The sequence below is a fragment of the Methylobacterium sp. JK268 genome (assembly GCF_054052225.1).
In genome coordinates, this window is sequence record NZ_JBSVZN010000039.1 from 53572 (window position 1) to 67730 (window position 14159).

Annotated in this window: 12 protein-coding genes; 7 read left to right on the plus strand and 5 right to left on the minus strand. The window is 72.0% G+C overall.

Annotated features, from left to right (window positions below; genetic code table 11):
• Positions 1-7: 7 nt before the first annotated feature.
• The gene (locus tag ACW9J6_RS30025) at positions 8-2041 is read right to left on the minus strand and encodes a methyl-accepting chemotaxis protein (protein ID WP_457120018.1); all 2034 of its coding nucleotides are present in this window, start codon (positions 2039-2041) and stop codon (positions 8-10) included.
• Between the two features lie 474 nt (positions 2042-2515).
• On the opposite strand from ACW9J6_RS30025, the gene ACW9J6_RS30030 reads away from it, so the two are divergent.
• Positions 2516-3064: an IS5 family transposase gene (locus ACW9J6_RS30030; protein ID WP_457120019.1), complete on the plus strand. Its 549-nt coding sequence runs from the start codon at positions 2516-2518 to the stop codon at positions 3062-3064.
• A gap of 465 nt (positions 3065-3529) precedes the next feature.
• On the opposite strand, the gene ACW9J6_RS30035 is transcribed toward ACW9J6_RS30030, so the two are convergent.
• Entirely contained in the window at positions 3530-3832 is a 303-nt protein-coding gene (locus ACW9J6_RS30035; protein ID WP_457120020.1) for a hypothetical protein, read from the minus strand.
• 101 nt (positions 3833-3933) lie between these two features.
• Positions 3934-5388, minus strand: a complete 1455-nt coding sequence (locus ACW9J6_RS30040; RefSeq protein ID WP_457120021.1) for an FAD-binding oxidoreductase — start codon at positions 5386-5388, stop codon at positions 3934-3936.
• Between the two features lie 254 nt (positions 5389-5642).
• Here ACW9J6_RS30040 and ACW9J6_RS30045 point away from each other — a divergent pair, with 254 nt between their 5' ends.
• On the plus strand, positions 5643-5948 hold the full coding sequence (locus ACW9J6_RS30045) for a hypothetical protein (protein ID WP_457120053.1): 306 nt from the start codon (positions 5643-5645) through the stop codon (positions 5946-5948).
• Between the two features lie 449 nt (positions 5949-6397).
• On the opposite strand, the gene ACW9J6_RS30050 is transcribed toward ACW9J6_RS30045, so the two are convergent.
• Positions 6398-6883 (minus strand): MarR family winged helix-turn-helix transcriptional regulator, encoded by a 486-nt coding sequence (locus ACW9J6_RS30050; RefSeq protein WP_457120022.1) that lies wholly within the window; start codon positions 6881-6883, stop codon positions 6398-6400.
• A gap of 223 nt (positions 6884-7106) precedes the next feature.
• Between ACW9J6_RS30050 and ACW9J6_RS30055 the strand changes: the two genes are divergently transcribed.
• The gene (locus ACW9J6_RS30055; protein WP_457120023.1) at positions 7107-7358 is read left to right on the plus strand and encodes a hypothetical protein; all 252 of its coding nucleotides are present in this window, start codon (positions 7107-7109) and stop codon (positions 7356-7358) included.
• Positions 7359-7370: 12 nt separating this feature from the next.
• On the opposite strand, the gene mutY is transcribed toward ACW9J6_RS30055, so the two are convergent.
• Positions 7371-8597 (minus strand): A/G-specific adenine glycosylase, encoded by a 1227-nt coding sequence (mutY, locus tag ACW9J6_RS30060; RefSeq protein ID WP_457120024.1) that lies wholly within the window; start codon positions 8595-8597, stop codon positions 7371-7373.
• A 164-nt stretch (positions 8598-8761) separates the two neighbouring features.
• Here mutY and ACW9J6_RS30065 point away from each other — a divergent pair, with 164 nt between their 5' ends.
• From ACW9J6_RS30065 to ACW9J6_RS30080, 4 genes are all read left to right on the plus strand, one after another.
• Positions 8762-9250, plus strand: coding sequence for a DUF721 domain-containing protein (locus ACW9J6_RS30065; RefSeq protein WP_457120025.1), 489 nt, complete (start codon positions 8762-8764; stop codon positions 9248-9250).
• Positions 9251-9344: 94 nt separating this feature from the next.
• Positions 9345-9989 (plus strand): DsbA family protein, encoded by a 645-nt coding sequence (locus ACW9J6_RS30070; RefSeq protein WP_457120026.1) that lies wholly within the window; start codon positions 9345-9347, stop codon positions 9987-9989.
• Between the two features lie 28 nt (positions 9990-10017).
• Positions 10018-10653, plus strand: coding sequence for a thioredoxin domain-containing protein (locus ACW9J6_RS30075; RefSeq protein ID WP_457120027.1), 636 nt, complete (start codon positions 10018-10020; stop codon positions 10651-10653).
• A gap of 40 nt (positions 10654-10693) precedes the next feature.
• Positions 10694-14137 (plus strand): chromosome segregation SMC family protein, encoded by a 3444-nt coding sequence (locus tag ACW9J6_RS30080; protein ID WP_457120028.1) that lies wholly within the window; start codon positions 10694-10696, stop codon positions 14135-14137.
• Positions 14138-14159: the final 22 nt, after the last annotated feature.

Here is a 14159-nt window from a genome sequence, read left to right on the forward strand (position 1 = left end):
CGGTTCATTATGCAGCTCGTATCCCACCTATAAAGGCGCCAACCTCACGGCTGAGAGTGGACGATCCTTGCGCCAGCTCAGCTGCAGCTGAGAGAACTTGCTCAGCAGCTGATCCTGTCTGCGTTGCCGCCTCGCGCACGCTGTCGATGTTGCGCGACACTGCATCCGTGCCTCGCGCGGCCTGCGCGATGGTCCGGGCGATCTCTTGAGTCGCCGCCTGCTGCTCTTCAGCCGCAGCCGAAACCGTTGTGGCGATCTGGTAGACCTCCTCGATCGTCTGGCCAATCCCGCGGATCGCCTCCACAGCATGTCCGGTGGCAGTTTGGATCTGCGTGATCTGCGCCGAGATATCCTCGGTTGCCCGCGCCGTCTGGTTGGCGAGTTCCTTGACCTCCGCAGCCACAACCGCAAAGCCTCGCCCAGCCTCCCCTGCACGCGCCGCCTCGATCGTGGCGTTCAGCGCGAGCAAGTTTGTCTGCCCCGCGATGCCACTGATCAAGGCTGCCACGTCCCCGATCTTCTGCGCGCTCTGGGCGAGTGTCTGGACCGTCGCGTTCGTCCGCTTGGCGTCATCAAGCGCCCTGCCGGCTATCGCTGAAGACTGGGCAATCTGAGCCCCTATCTCGCTGGCCGAGGCTGCAAGCTCCTCGGTGGCCGCTGCAACAGCCTGAACGTTCGCCGTCGTCTGGTTGGCGGCCGTGGTGAGCCTGTCCGACTGCTGACTGGTGTGCTCGGCGGTCGTGGTCATCGCGCCGGCAGTCGTTTCCAACTCTGACGCTGAGCGGGCAAGCGCCTGAACCAAGCCGCTCACCTTGGCGTCGAAGCGCTCGATGAGTTCAGCTGTCGCATGCGTCCTGCGCGCCGTCATGTCGGCCGCCGAGGCAGTCAGCTGCTCCCGGTGCGCGCGCTCGATCAGCGCATTCTTGAACACTGCAAGCGCGTTGGCGATCGCGCCGATCTCGTCCTTCCGCTCCGTTCCTGAAACCATCACGGCGGTCTCCCCGGTCGCGAGACGCTCAACGGTCAAGGTCAAACCGGCAAGAGGCCTCGCCACTCGGCGCACCACGATGAGAGCGGCGCTCGCCGCAGACACAAGCCCCAGAAGGAACAAGGCGAGCTGCGAGGCAAGGCTCCACAGGGCTGCCTGACGCACAGCTTCGGTGTGCAGCTCACTCGCTTGACCAGCCGCGTACATCACTTGCAAGAGGGTTCCCAGCTGCGGCGTCGTCGTCCCAACCCACTGCGGCGTCGTGAGACCGTACTTGCCACCCTCGTCGCTTGCCTTGCGCATCTGGTCGGCGAGATTGCGGAACCCGGTGAAGTAGTCCTCCCTGGCCCTTGCCATAGCCCGCGTGATCGCCGGCGACGTCGCAGCATCGGCCGTCAGGTTCTCGAGCTGCTGCCAGAGCAGGTCGACCCGCGACCGTATGGCTGCGTTCTCCGGGATCCGCTCGGCAGGAAGTGGCGCGGCTGCGGAGATGGCCGAGGCGATGTTCGAGCGCTCCATGCCTGCGATGTCGCGCATGCGCCACCCAAGCTCCTTGATGATCGCAAGGCGGGCCAGACTTGGATCGCTGGTAGCTGCATCATGGAGGGCGGCAAACCAGACCTTCAGAGCAGCGTTCACCGAGGCCGTGATAGCCGGCACATAGGATTTACGCAGAACCTCGTCGCGCTGATCGCGCGGGAGCTTCAGGGCGTCGTCGGCCTGCCGACGCGCCTGATTGGCGGCATTCACGGCCGTGCTGAGGTCCTGCAGCAGGGCTTGCTTGTTGGGGAAGTCGAACCTTTCCAAGGCCGTCAGACCGATGTCGAAGTTCTGCCGTACAGCAAGGCGTCGTCGCTCGACTTCATCCAGGACTTCGACGCTCGCGGGCGCCGGCGCCTGAAGTCCATTGTTGGTGGCAAGGCGCTCCATGAGCACTTCGAAGAGGCCCGTGACGAAGCGATTCGCGCCGGCGTCGAACTCCTGAGCTGCCTGGGCCGATCGGTAGCTGTGCCACGCATCCAAGCTTTGACGGCCATCGGCGAAGAGCAGCAAGCCTGATAAACCCAAAATAGGAGCTAGCAGGGCCGTTTTGACCGACCTATTAACTCGTACATGGGTCATCTCGGTTCTGCCTTATAAAGCGAGTTGTGGCGAAATGTGGATTGCCAGGTGCGCTGACGCTCAGGTTTCGGCTGGGAACAACAGAGACGCAGCCTGACCCGGAATACAGTATCGTGGAATCATGAATACTTTCATAAATACAGGTTCGACTTTTTCACCAACTTCAACATGTAATCTGCAACTTGTGAAACCGTGGGAAGGTCATTTAGATCTTTTGCTCTATACAATCGGCCTATCGGAAGGCGATGAGATTAGGCCGCGGTGATTAGATCCTTCGAGGATGGCGCGCACCACGACACCGCGCGAGGCGCTCTCTGGTTCTCACTTTGACCGCTGGATCCGGAGCATACCTCTCGCGTCTCTCAGGTCGTGTTCCGCCGCTTCAGTCGCTGGAGCCAGAAGGGCGTGTGGTGGCGCCTCCGAGGCCATGGCCGACGATCCCGACTTCGAGGACCTGATCGTCGACTCGACCATCGTACGCGCTCACCAACATGCGGCGGGCGCGAAAAAAGGGGGTCTGATGATCCCGCGCCCTCCGATCAGGCGCTCGGCCGGTCCCGCGGCGGCCTGAGCACCAAGATCCACTTGGTCGTCCGCGGTCTGGGCTGTCCGGTCCGGTTTGCCCTGACGGCGGGCCAGCAGGGCGACGCGCCACAGGCTGAGGCTCTGCTTGTGGATCTCCCTGCTGCGGTGGTGCTGGCCGATGCGGCCGACGATGGCGACCGGCTGCGCCAGGCGATCGCCGCCAAGGCCGCCAAGGGCCTGATCCCGGACAATCCCTCACGAGCCAAGAAGTATGGTCTCGACGCGGCCCTCTGCACCGAGCGCCACCTGATCGAGTCCTGCGTTGCCAAGCTCAGGCAGTTCCGGCGCGTCGCCACACGCCACGAGAGAACTGCCCGCAACTACGCCGCCGTGGTCACCATCGCCGCTATCGTCGTGTGGCTCCGGTAAGTGTCCGCAGCGCCTGGAGCATTTTCCGACGAAGTGGATACCGGTTCGTCGTAGAAAATGCCTGAAAAGCAAAGACCTAGAGCAGTGTCCGATTGCAACGTGATCGGATGCTGCCCTAGGCCACCATCGGCGTGTGGGTGATCCTGGCGGCCTGATCGGCGACAGGCGCCAGGGCGATGCTGTGGCGGCTCTCCGACGAGCCTGCCTACCTCGTCAACAACGCGCTCGGGATTGCTCGAATACGTGGTAAACTTCCTGATAATTCACTGCATTCTCGGGGTTGTCCCGGGTCTATCGAGAGCGCCACCATCCCGAAATTCCCGTTCGTCCCCGAGGTCTCCGCTTGGCCGGGATCTCCGCCCGGACGGGAGCGCAGCCGTCCCGGGAGCAGCGTGGCGCCGTTGACGGCGGCGTGACCGTCGAGGCACGCGCCCGTCTCCGGAGGCAGGGCTCGCGGACGACGCACTACCGCTCGGACGACGGACGAAGCTGCCGCAGCCACTCGTCGAACTGCGCGCGCAACTCGGCGACGGCCTGCCGGTGCAGGTCGGCGTCCTGCTCGGCGCCGTAGCCGGGCGGCCGCGTGTCCCTCACCTCGCCGATGATCTCATCGGCCATCGTGGCGAAGTCGTCCGCGAAGCCCGGCTCGTCGACCAACCGGCGCAGCAACCGGAAACTCAGGCTGGCGAAGGCATTGGCCGCGACGGCGCCGAACAGCGCCGCGGCCCGGTGGATATCCGCCTCGTCTCGATCCTGCTGCTCGGCCATCGTCGATCCATTCCTGAGGCTGCCGCGTCGACACGCGGGGGGTGAGGTTGACGACCCGCAGGCGCCCGCGCCGACCCGAGAGCCTCGTCCCGATCCGCCACCTATGCCATGTAGCTCGACCAGAGCCCGTTTCGGAACAGCAGGCCGGGATCGTAGCGACGCTTGGCCGCCGCGAACGCGTCGAGCCGCGGATAGGCCAGGGCCAACTGGTCGCGTCGGGCATGCAGGCGGTAAGGCAGGTAATAGGACCCGCCGAGCGCGATCACGCGGTCGACCAGCGTCTCCGTCAGGCGCATCATCGCGACGTCGTCGCCCGGGGTCAGCCCCTGCGAGAAGGACATCACGGCGGCGATCCGCGGGGTCGGAGCGTAGGCGAGCAGCGAATCCGGATCGGCCGCCACGTAGCGCGAGGTGATGTTGAGGCAGTCGCAGCCCGAACCCGGGATCGTCTCGCGGCACGCGGCCAGGAACGCGGTCAAGCGGTCGGGCGGAACGAAATACTCCTGCAGGATGTCGGTGCGGCCGCGATCCGTCGACGCAAGGTTCGCGACCGGCTCGCTCATCAGGCTGTTGCGGGTGGCGATCCCGGGATTCACGGCCGGGCTGAGGCGGGTCTCGGCAAGCCAGCGCGCGCGCTTCCCCAGCTCAATGCCCGTCTGGGCGCGGTAGATCTTGCGCGTGAGGGGCGTGAACGCCCCGTGCGACGTCGCCGCGGGCAGAACCGTCGGTTGCGGATCGGCGATCGCGTAGGTGACCAGGATCGCCTCGTCGAGGAAGCCGGCCCGCGCCACCGAGAGCCGCCCGTAGGCCATCCGGACTCTCGGATCCCGCAGGACGCAGGCCGCGAAGGCGTCGGCCCAGCGGTCGGCGGGGAGGACCGCGTGGGTCGGGGCCAAGAGGACATTCGGCACCATCTCCGTGTCGAGGTCGATGACGATTCCGAACAGGCCATATCCCCCCATCGCCGCCCGGAAGAGGTCGGCATTCTCGGAGCGCGAGCAGGTCACGAGGCTGCCATCCGCCAGAACGAGGCGGATCGCCCGGACGGTGGAGCCGAAAGGACCCAGCGGCACGGGCCAGCCATGCGCGTTGACGCTGAACGTCGACCCCACCCCGAAATCGCTGTTCGACTGCATCACGGCTGGCGAGAACCCGATCCTGTCGAGCTGCCGGATCACCTGCGACCAGCGCGCGCCCGCCCCGACCCGGTAGGTGCCGCCGACGGTGTCCGTCTCGATCGGGCCGCCGTCGAGGGTCAGGGCCGTCCCATCCCGTGCGAGGCTCTGGCCGCCCATGGAATGGCGTGCGACCCCGACAGAGACCGGCCGCCCGGCGGCGGCGGCGTCCCGGAGCTCGGCCCGCACGGCCGCCACGAGGGCATCGCCCGTCGCGGTCGGGAGCACGGCGTGACGCGCCACCGGGGTCGGATTGAGGCCGCTCGCGTCGTTGAGAACCATCCGCGGCGCAGCACTCGCGCGCAGCGGCAGCAGAGCCGACGCCAGAACGGCGCCCCCGCCCTCCAGGATCGCGCGTCGGCTCGGGAGAGGAGAGGTCATGGCGGCCGTCTCTGTCGCGTCTGCGTCGGCGCAGCCCACCAGGACCCCGCCCCATCGCGATCCTGGGACGGCCCCTGCACGGCCGGTGTGCGCTGGCGCACGACATGACGTAAGGGAATAGCGCGGAGCGTCTGCAAGGCCTCGGGCGGGGCGGTTCGGCGGGCCGAGGCGGATGGCACCCGGGAGCGGTCGCGAACGTTCACCGCCTGCCGAACCCGGAGTCCCCCGTGCTGTCCCGCCATGCCCCGCCGAGAATGCGCTTCGCCCTCCTCGCGTGTCTCACCCCCTGGGGCCTGGCGGTGCCGACCGGGGCGCACGCGCAGGAGCGCCCGTCGACCACCGCCATGACGTGCCAGCAGGCGCGGGGCTTGCTGACGGCGCGGGGAGCCGCGGTGCTGGGCACCGGCGGCTCCACCTACGACCGTTACGTGCGCGACCGCAGCTTCTGCGAGCCCACGCAGGCGACGACCAACGCCTTCGTGCCGACGCGCGACAACCCGGAATGCCTCGTCGGCTATCGCTGCTTCGATCCAGGCCGCGACAGGTTCGGCGATGATTAGGATTGGCCCTGGACCGCAGGCCCGCTCCGCGAGCGCTCACCCCATCGGCACGACGGCACCGCGCTCCTCCCGGAGGCGTCTCGTGATCGGCGGCGCGATCCTTCTCGACGCTGGCGGCGGCGCAACGGTCGGACGTCAGAGGACGACAGCGACCCGTGCCCGGGCCCGACGCTGGGCGCCTCTCTCCCGCCGAGGCCAGAACGTCGACACGTCGCCGGATGAAGCACGGGTTTCTCCTCTTCCCGCATGCGGGGACGGAGCGTCCTCACCCCCCGACGTGGGAAACCTCTAGCCCCCTCTGGAGCATCGGATCCCGCGACGATATCGAGGACCGGATACACCGATCGCACCTCGTATCCTCGTACCGGGAGACGGCCGCGCACCCGCGACGGGCGGGAAAGCCGGTGACGAACAGCCACGCGGTCCCTCCCGATCGAGCGGACCGCATCTCACGCCTCTGGCCAGCCGCGAAACAGCGGCTGGCCCTGGTCGGTGAGCGCGGCCAGCGCCTTGCGCAACTCCGGGACGTCGAAGGCCGCGAGGCGCTCCATCAATCCCGCCTGCGTCTTCTCCCAGAGCGGAATCGCCTGGAGCAGGAGGGCGCGGCCCTCCTCGGTGAGCTGCGGGCGGCGAACGCGCCGGTCGGCCGCGTCCACCTCGACCTGCACCAGGCCCCGCCGCTCCAGGGGCTTCAGGTTCGCGGTGATCGTCGTGCGGTCCATGGCGAGACCCTCGGCGAGTTCGCTCAGGGTCGCCGGCTGCGGCCGCGTCAGCATCATCATCAGGGCGAATTGCCAGCTCGACAGGCCGAGCGAGCGGAAAGCGGCGTCGGAGTGTCGGCCGAGGCTGCGGGCCGCGCGCTGCACGCTGAAACACACGCAACTCCGCCCGATCGCCGCGACCATCGCCGGCGTCAGCGCGATTGTCTCCGTCATGGGTGATCCGCCTCCTCCCGATTTGTTGACATCCATCATAGGAAGCCGCCGCTCCGCGCGGTAGAGCGCCGCGACGATCCATCAAGCCAATGAGTTGATATCAACTGGTGTGCGCTGGCGCACATCGGGCCGCCCCGATCGTTGATATCAACGCTTCATGCCGGGCTGGCCGGGCGGCCGCTGAGGCGACCGCCGCGAGCCTCGGTTTCGATGGAGATCCGCCATGACCCTTCGTGTCGCTTCCGCCGCCCTCCTGGCCCTCGCGCTCGGCACCGCCGCCGCCCCGGCGCACGCGCAGGAGCGCACCTTCCGCCTCTGGGGCTACGAGCTCGTCGCCCCGAACGCGCCGGCCCGCACGGACGCCCTGGTGACCGGCTCGGTCGCGGCCCCGGTCGAGACCGCCGCGAGCGCGCTGCCGGCCCCGCGGGCGCATCGCGGCGCCCACCATGCCCGGGTCGAGCAGCCGGCGCGCTGAGCCGCCGGTCCCTCAGCGCCGGCCGGGCCGGTCCTTGCGGATCGGCGCGGCCGAGGCGGGGCGGCGCGACATCACCTTCGGCAGGGGCGCGCGCCGCGCGGGCGGCGGGGGCTCCGCGGGGGTCGCGAGGTCCGGATCGGGCGGCGGCTCCGGGAGCCGGGGCGCCGCCGGCGCGGTCTGCGCCAGGGCGTGGGCCAGGACCTTCTTCATCGCCCCGGGCAGCGGCTCCTCGTCGAGGTGCCGGCGCGGCGTGAAGCGCATGCCGTCCGGCGGCTCCGTCCCGGCCGAGACCCGCGCCAGGAACACCGTCAGTTCGAGCGGGAAATGCGTGAAGGTGTGGCGCACCACGCCCGGCAGCCGCTTCCAGCGCGCGTCGAGCGGCGCATCGAGGAGCCCCCGCGCCGGATCGTAGTCCGGCGTCCAGGGACTGGTCGGCGGCTCCGCCATGCTGCCGAGGAGCCCCTCCGGCGGCCGGGTGCGCAGCAGGATCGCCTCGTCCCCCGCCCGCATCGCCACGAAGGCCGCCCCCCGTCGCAGGATCCCGGGTTCCTTGCGGATCTTGCGCGGGAAACTCTCCTGCAGGCCCTCGGCTCGGGCGCGGCAGGGGAGCATCCAGGGGCAGAGCGCGCAGGCCGGCCGCTTGGGCGTGCAGATCGTCGCGCCGAGATCCATCGCGGCCTGCGCGAAGTCGCCGGGACGGTTCGTCGGCACCAGCGATTCGGCGAGGCGCCGGATCTCCGGGCGCGCGGCGGGCAGCGGCGTCTCGACGGCGAAGAGCCGCGCCATCACACGCTCGACGTTGCCGTCCACCGCCGCTTCCGGCCGGTCGAAGGCGATCGCCGCGATCGCGCCCGCCGTGTAGGCGCCGATGCCCGGCAGCTTGCGCAGGCCCTCCGCATCGTCCGGGAAGCGCCCGGCGGCGGCCACCGCCTTGGCGCAGGCGTGGAGGTTGCGGGCGCGCGAATAGTAGCCGAGGCCCGCCCAGGCGCTCATCACCGCCTCCTCGGGCGCCGCGGCCAGGGCCGCCACCGTCGGGAACCGCGCCAGGAACTTCGCGAAGTAGGGCTTCACCGCCGCCACGGTGGTCTGCTGCAGCATCACCTCCGACAGCCAGACCCGGTAGGGATCCGCACGCTCGCCCGGCAGGGCGCGCCAGGGCAGCGCGCGCCGATGGCGGTCGTACCAGACCAGCAGGTCCTCGGCGTGGGGCTTCGCGGGCGTCGCGGCGGGCGCTACCATGCCGTCCCGCTTAGCCGGTTTTCGCGGCGCTGAGGAGGAGGTCTCCCGGCGACCGCGGAATCCGACGCGGCGGGCCCGCCCGGCAACGAATCCTTGAAGCCGGCGTGGTCCTGTGGCCGTCTCGCGTTCCGGCCCTTCCCGGCTCCGACAGGTCCCGTCTGCCCATGGCCCGCCCCAAGCCTCTCAGCGAACTGATCGAGCGGTCGCTGGGACCGGTCTTCGCCGCGCAGGGCTTCGCCTCCACCGACATCCTGGCCTCCTGGCCGGAGATCGTCGGGGAGCGCCTCGCGGGCTTCTGCCAGCCGGAGAAGTTCGAGTGGCCGCGCCGCCGCGGCGCCCGCGGGAGCGACGCGAAGCCCGCCCCGGGCACGCTGGTGGTGCGGGTCGAGGGCGCCTTCGCGCTCGAACTCCAGCACCTCGCGCCGCTGGTGATCGAGCGGATCAACCGCCATTACGGCTTCGCCTGCGTCGGCCGCCTGACCCTGCGCCAGGACCGGATCCTGCGCGGCGGCCGGGGCCGGGCCGCGGCGCCGAAGCCCGCCCTCGACCCCGCGCGGCGCGGCGAGGTGGCCCGGGCCGTCTCGGCGATCGGGGAGGATCGCCTGCGCGACGCCCTCGACCGGCTCGGCATCGCCGTGATGACGCCCCGCTGACGGGCCGCGGCGACACCGCGGCGCCTTGCCACGAGATGGCCGCGATTCTACCGCTCCGGGTCTGGACCCATCGGCTCGTCTCGGAGAACGTCCCATGATCACCCGGCGCGATGCGTTGACGCTCACCGGTTCGGCCCTCGGTGCCGCCCTGCTGCTGCCCCGGCTGACCCTCTCCGCCCTCGCCCAGAGCGCGTCCCCGGACGCGCTGATGCAGCCCGGCCCCCTCGGGGACGTCTGGCTCGGGCCGGCGGAGGCCAAGTGCACCATCATCGAGTACGCCTCGATGACCTGCTCGCACTGCGCCGCCTTCCACAAGGGCACCTACCCGGCCCTGAAGGAGCGCTGGATCGACACCGGCAAGGTGCGCTTCACGCTGCGCGAGTTCCCCCTCGACCCGCTCGCCACCGCGGCCTTCATGCTGGCGCGGGCCGACGATTCGGTGCGCTACTACCCGGTCACTGACCTGCTGTTCGACCAGCAGCCCGCCTGGGCCTTCGCGCCCAAGCCCCTCGACGCCCTCGAGCAGATGATGAAGCAGGCCGGCTTCTCCCGCGAGAAGTTCGAGGCGACGCTCAAGGACCAGAAGCTCTACGACGCGATCAACGTCGTGAAGGAGCGCGGCATGTCGGCGTTCAAGGTCTCGGCGACCCCGACCTTCTTCATCAACGGACAGAAATTCTCCGGCGAGCTGTCGATCGACGGTATGGAGAAGGTGATCAGGCCGATCGTCGGGGCGTGAGGCTCGGAGCGGGACGGGGAGCGGGGCGATGACGACACGACGGCAGGTCTTTCGTCTGGGCGGAGCGGCGCTCGGGGCCGCCCTCGTCGCTCCGAGCGCCGTGCGCGCCGAAGGTGCGGCGCCCGAGGGCCTGATGGATCCGGGTCCCCTCCCGGACCTCTGGCTCGGTCCGGCGGAGGCCAAGGTCGCGATCGTCGAGTACGCCTCCCTGACCTGCCCGCACTGTGCGGCCTTCCACCGCGAGACCTGGCCGGCCCTGAAGGCGCGCTTCGTCGATGCCGGCCAGGTGCGCTTCGTGCTGCGCGCCTTCTGCCTGAACGGGCTCGACGTCGCAGCCTTCATGGTGGCGCGCCGGGAGAACGGCGCGCGCTACTACCCGCTGACCGACCTCCTCTTCGACAAGCAGGCGGATTGGGCATTCGCGCAAAAGCCCCTGGAGGCCCTGGACACGCTGCTGCGGCAGGCGGGGATCGGCCACGACGATGTCGCCGCCACGCTCAAGGACCAGGCGCTCTACCAGGCGGTGAACGCCTCCTGCGAGCGCGCCGAGACCTCCTTCGGGGTCGACTCGACGCCCACCTTCTTCGTCAACGGGCGCAAGCACGAGGGCGAGACCTCGATCGAGGCCTTCGCGGACCTGATCAAGGCGGCGGGCGGCGGGTAGCGTTGCGGCGGCGCGCGCGGTCCCGTCGCGAACGGTTCCCATGAAGCTCACCCGCCTGCGCATCGTCGGCTTCAAGACCTTCGTCGACCCGAGCGAGTTCCTGATCGAGCCCGGCCTCACCGGCATCATCGGGCCGAACGGCTGCGGCAAGTCGAACCTCGTCGAGGCCCTGCGCTGGGTGATGGGGGAGAACTCGCACAAGAGCCTGCGCGCCTCGGGCATGGACGACGTCATCTTCTCCGGCTCGGGGGGGCGGCCCTCGCGCAGCCACGCGGAGGTGACGCTGAGCCTCGACAACGCCGCCCGCACGGCGCCCGCCGCCCTCAACGACGCCGACCTGCTGGAGGTGATGCGCCGGATCGATCGCGGAGCCGGCTCCACCTACCGGATCAACGGCCGCGAGGTGCGCGCCCGCGACGTGCAATTGCTGTTCGCGGACGCCTCCACGGGCGCGCGCTCCCCCGCGATGGTGCGCCAGGGGCAGGTGGCCGAGATGATCGCCGCCAAGCCCCAGGCCCGCCGCCGGGTGCTGGAGGAGGCGGCCGGGATCGGGGGCCTGCACGCCCGCCGCCACGAGGCCGAGCTGCGCCTGCGCGCCGCCGAGGAGAACCTGACCCGGGTCGAGGACGTGCTCGGGGCGATCACCTCCGGGGTCGAGTCGCTGCGCCGGCAGGCCCGGGCGGCCGAGCGCTACCGGCAGATCGCGGCCGAGATCCGCCGCCACGAGGCGCTGCTGCACCTGATCGCGCACCGGCAGGCGCGCGCGGAGGCCGCGGCGGCCGAGCGGGAGGTGGCCGCCGCCCTCGCCCGGCTCGCCGCCGCCCAGGCCGCGCAGACCGAGACCGCCACCGCCCAGGCGGTCGCGGCGGCCGCCCTGCCCCGCCTGCGCGAGGCGGAGGCCGCGGCCGCGGCGGCCCTGCAGCGCCTCACCCATGCGGCGGCGGCCCTGGAGGCGCAGGAGCGCCGGGCTGCCGAGCGGCTGCGCGACCTCACCCGCCGCATCGCCGATCTGCGGCGCGACGCGGACCGCGAGCGGGCGACCCGGGCGGATGCCGCCGCGAGCCTCGCGCGGCTCGACGCCGAGGAGGCCGCGCTGATCGGGGAGACGGACGGCCCCGAGGCCGGCGCGCAGGCCGAGGCGCGGGTCGCGGCGGCGGAGGCGGCGCTCGCCCGCGCCGAGGCCGCGCTGGCGGCGGCGCAGCGGAGCGCGGCCGAGGGCCAGGCGCGACGGACGGCCCTGGAGCGGGCCATGCGGGAGGAGCGCGCCCGCGCCGACCGCCTCGCGGCCGAGCGCGGGCGGATCGCCCGCGAGCGCGAGGCGCTGCGCGACGAGGGTGCCCTCGACGGCCCGCGCGAGGTCTTCGCCGAGGCGCGGGAAGCCGCCGAGGCCGCCGAGGAGGAGGCCGCCTCCGCTCGCGATGCCCTTGCGGCTGCCCGCGACGAGGAAGCGCGGGCGCGGCCTGCCCTCGCCGCGGCCGAGCGCGAGGCCGCCCGGCTCGATGCCGAGGAGCGCACCCTCGAGACGCTGCTCGCGCCCGCGAGCGGCCTGCGCTTCCCGCCGCTCCTCGACGCGCTCGCGGTGGCACCGGGCTACGAGGCGGCCCTGGCCGCCGCCCTCGGCGAGGATCTCGACGCACCCCTCGACCCGGCCGCGCCGGTGCACTGGGCCGGCGCCCCGCCGGATCCCGGCGATCCGCCCCTGCCCGACGGGGTGATGCCCCTCGCCCGGGTGGTCTCCGGGCCGGCGGCCCTGGCCCGCCGCCTCGCCCAGGTGGGACTCGCCCCGCGCGGGGAGGCCGCCGCGCTCCGTGCGCGGCTGCGCCCCGGCCAGCGGCTCGTGACCGTCGAGGGCGATCTCCACCGCTGGGACGGGTTCACGGCGGCGGCGGAGGCGCCCTCGGCCGCGGCCCGCCGCCTCGCGGAGCGCAACCGCCTCGACGCGCTGCGCGGCCGGGCCGCGGAGGCGCGCGACGCCCTCGCGCAGGCCCGCGCCGCGGCGGATCGCCTGCAGGAGCGGGTGCGGGAGGCCGCCGCCGCGGAGGCGCGGAGGCTCGACGGCGCGCGTGCGGCCCGCCGCGCCCTCGACGCCGCCCGGATCGCCCTCGCGGCGGCCGAGACGCGGGCCGCCGAGGCGGCGGTGCGGCGCACCGCCCTCGCCGAGGCGGCGGACCGCCTCGCCGAGGAGGCCGAGGAGGTGGCGGGCCGGATCGAGGCCGCCGCGGAGGCGCTCGCCGCCCTGGCGGATGGGGCCGAGGCCGAGGCGGCTCTGGCCGCGGCCGGCCGCGAGGCCGCCGCCCGGCGCGGGGCGGCCGCGGAGGCGCGGGCGCAGGCCCTGGCGCTCGCCCGCGCCCGCGAGGAGCGGGACCGGCGCCGTGCCGGTCTCGCCGAGGACAGGGCGCGCTGGCGGGAGCGGGAAGCCCGCTCGCTGGCCGCCCTCGACGACCTCGCCGGGCGCCTCGCCGAGGCCGAGGAGGAGCAGGCGGAACTGGCGGAGGCGCCCGACGCCTTCGTGCGGGAGCGCCACCGCCTCGCCGGCGCGACCCGGGAGGCGGAGGCCGCGCGGCGCGCGGCGGCGGACCGCCTGGCCGAGGCGGAGGCCGGCCTGGCTTCGGCCGATGCCCGCGCCCGGACGGCCCTCGACGCCCTCGCGGAGGCGCGCGAGGGCCGGGCCGCCGCGGTCGCGGCGCACGAAGCCCTGGCGCGGCGCCTCGGCGAGATCGTCCGCGGCATCGCCGAGACCCTCGATTCGACCCCCGAGGGGCTCGTCGCCCTGGCCGGCCTCGCGCCGGGCGCCGACCTGCCACCGGCCGCCGCCGCCGAGGCCCGGCTCGCCGCCCTCAGGGGCGACCGCGACCGGCTCGGCGCGGTGAATCTGCGCGCCGAGGCGGAACTCGCCGAGGCGGAGGGACGGCGCGACGCCCTCGGGCGCGAGCGCGACGACCTCGTGGAGGCGATCCGCCGCCTGCGCGGCGCCATCGCGGCCCTCAACCGCGAGGGGCGCGAGCGGCTGCTCGCGGCCTTCGCGGCGGTGAACGGCCATTTCGAGCGGCTCTTCACCACCCTGTTCGGCGGCGGGACGGCGGAACTGACGCTGGTCGATTCCGAGGATCCCCTGGAGGCCGGCCTCGACATCCTCGCCCGCCCGCCCGGGAAGAAGCCGCAGACCATGACGCTGCTCTCGGGCGGCGAGCAGGCGCTGACCGCCATCGCGCTTATCTTCGCGGTGTTCCTCACCAACCCGTCGCCCGTCTGCGTGCTCGACGAGGTCGACGCCCCCCTCGACGACGCCAATGTCGAGCGCTACTGCGACCTCCTCGGCCGCATGGCCCGGGAGACGGACACCCGCTTCCTGGTGATCACGCACAACCCGATCACCATGGCGCGGATGGACCGGCTGTTCGGGGTGACCATGGCCGAGCGCGGCGTCTCGCAGCTCGTCTCCGTCGCCCTCGCGGAGGCGCAGGCGCTCGCCGAGGCGGTGTGAGGGCGGCTCGGCCGTTCCCAAT

Coding starts and splice junctions, on each gene's coding strand:
- ACW9J6_RS30050 (WP_457120022.1), bottom strand. CDS start 6,883: ATGACGGAGACAATCGCGCTGACGCCGGCGATGGTCGCGGCGATCGGG.
- ACW9J6_RS30045 (WP_457120053.1), top strand. CDS start 5,643: ATGCGCTTCGCCCTCCTCGCGTGTCTCACCCCCTGGGGCCTGGCGGTG.
- ACW9J6_RS30080 (WP_457120028.1), top strand. CDS start 10,694: ATGAAGCTCACCCGCCTGCGCATCGTCGGCTTCAAGACCTTCGTCGAC.
- ACW9J6_RS30075 (WP_457120027.1), top strand. CDS start 10,018: ATGACGACACGACGGCAGGTCTTTCGTCTGGGCGGAGCGGCGCTCGGG.
- mutY (WP_457120024.1), bottom strand. CDS start 8,597: ATGGTAGCGCCCGCCGCGACGCCCGCGAAGCCCCACGCCGAGGACCTG.
- ACW9J6_RS30040 (WP_457120021.1), bottom strand. CDS start 5,388: ATGACCTCTCCTCTCCCGAGCCGACGCGCGATCCTGGAGGGCGGGGGC.
- ACW9J6_RS30065 (WP_457120025.1), top strand. CDS start 8,762: ATGGCCCGCCCCAAGCCTCTCAGCGAACTGATCGAGCGGTCGCTGGGA.
- ACW9J6_RS30035 (WP_457120020.1), bottom strand. CDS start 3,832: ATGGCCGAGCAGCAGGATCGAGACGAGGCGGATATCCACCGGGCCGCG.
- ACW9J6_RS30070 (WP_457120026.1), top strand. CDS start 9,345: ATGATCACCCGGCGCGATGCGTTGACGCTCACCGGTTCGGCCCTCGGT.
- ACW9J6_RS30055 (WP_457120023.1), top strand. CDS start 7,107: ATGACCCTTCGTGTCGCTTCCGCCGCCCTCCTGGCCCTCGCGCTCGGC.